This is a genomic window from Noviherbaspirillum agri, assembly GCF_054780595.1.
Genome location: NZ_BAAGWA010000038.1, coordinates 1 through 1198 on the forward strand (window position 1 = coordinate 1; position 1198 = coordinate 1198).

Annotated in this window: 1 protein-coding gene; it reads left to right on the top strand. The window is 55.8% G+C overall.

The features are described from left to right. The first annotated feature begins 70 nt into the window (after positions 1 to 70). Positions 71 to 1158, top strand: a protein-coding gene (locus ACYVIA_RS22240) for an IS3 family transposase (protein ID WP_460844486.1) whose coding sequence is annotated in 2 segments (ribosomal slippage) — positions 71 to 320 and positions 320 to 1158 — 1089 coding nt in all. Because the reading frame shifts where the segments join, the coding sequence is not laid out codon by codon here. Positions 1159 to 1198 lie beyond the last annotated feature (40 nt).

A 1198-nucleotide genomic window follows, 5' to 3' on the forward strand; every position in this document is an offset into this window, starting at 1 on the left:
GGTAATCCCCCCGAGAAAGAAGCGGATTTGAAAGTAGAATTTTCTCCCATCAGAAACGAGGAAGTTTTACATGAAGAAGTCGCGTTTTTCGGAAAGCCAAATCATCGCCATTCTCAAGCAGGCCGACGCCGGCACGCCGGTCCCGGAACTGTGTCGGGAACACGGCATGAGTTCTGCATTGTTTTACCGCTGGCGTAGCAAATTCGGCGGCATGGACGCCTCGATGATGGCGCGGCTCAAGGAACTCGAAGAAGAGAACCGCCGCCTGAAGAAGATGTATGCCGAAGAGCGCCTTAAGGCCGAGATCGTCGCCGAGGCACTGCAAAAAAAGTGGTAGCGCCATCTCGGCGACGCGAGATGGCGCAATGGGCAGTGCAAGACAAGGCTGCCAGCATTCGGGTGGCATGTCAGGCATTCGGCATCAGCCAGACCTGCTATCGGTATCAAGCAAAGCTGTCTTCAGAGAACAGCGAGATTGCAGACTGGCTGATTCGTCTGACGGCGAACCAGCGCAACTGGGGTTTCGGCCTGTGCTTCCTGTACCTGCGTAACGTTAAAGGCTATGGCTGGAATCACAAGCGTGTCTACCGGATTTACCGGGCGCTGGAACTGAATCTGCGCATCAAACCGAAGAAGCGTTTGGTGCGTGAGAAACCCGAGCCGTTGTCCGAACCGACAGCACCCAATCAGGTGTGGTCGATGGACTTCATGCATGACCAACTGTCGGACGGCCGCAGCATTCGGTTGTTCAATGTGATCGATGACTTCAACCGGGAAGGCCTGGACATTGAAGTGGATTTCTCCCTGCCATCCGAGCGCGTGATCCGTTCGCTGGAGCGCATTATCGAATGGCGCGGCAGGCCGGATCGAATACGATGTGACAACGGCCCGGAATACATCAGCGCAGCACTGATGGCGTGGGCAAATCGGCACGGTATTCATGTAGGGTTCATTCAACCCGGCAACCCACAGCAGAATGCCTACATCGAGCGCTATAACCGGACGGTGCGTTACGACTGGCTGGCGCACTACCTGTTCGACAGCATCGAGGAAGTGCAGGAATTCGCAACCCGTTGGCTATGGACCTATAATCACGAACGCCCCAACATGGCCCTCGGCGGTATCACGCCGAAACAGAAACTGGCCTTGGCCGCATAGCCTCTACTCTCAGGCCGCTTCAAAAACGGGGGGATTACCG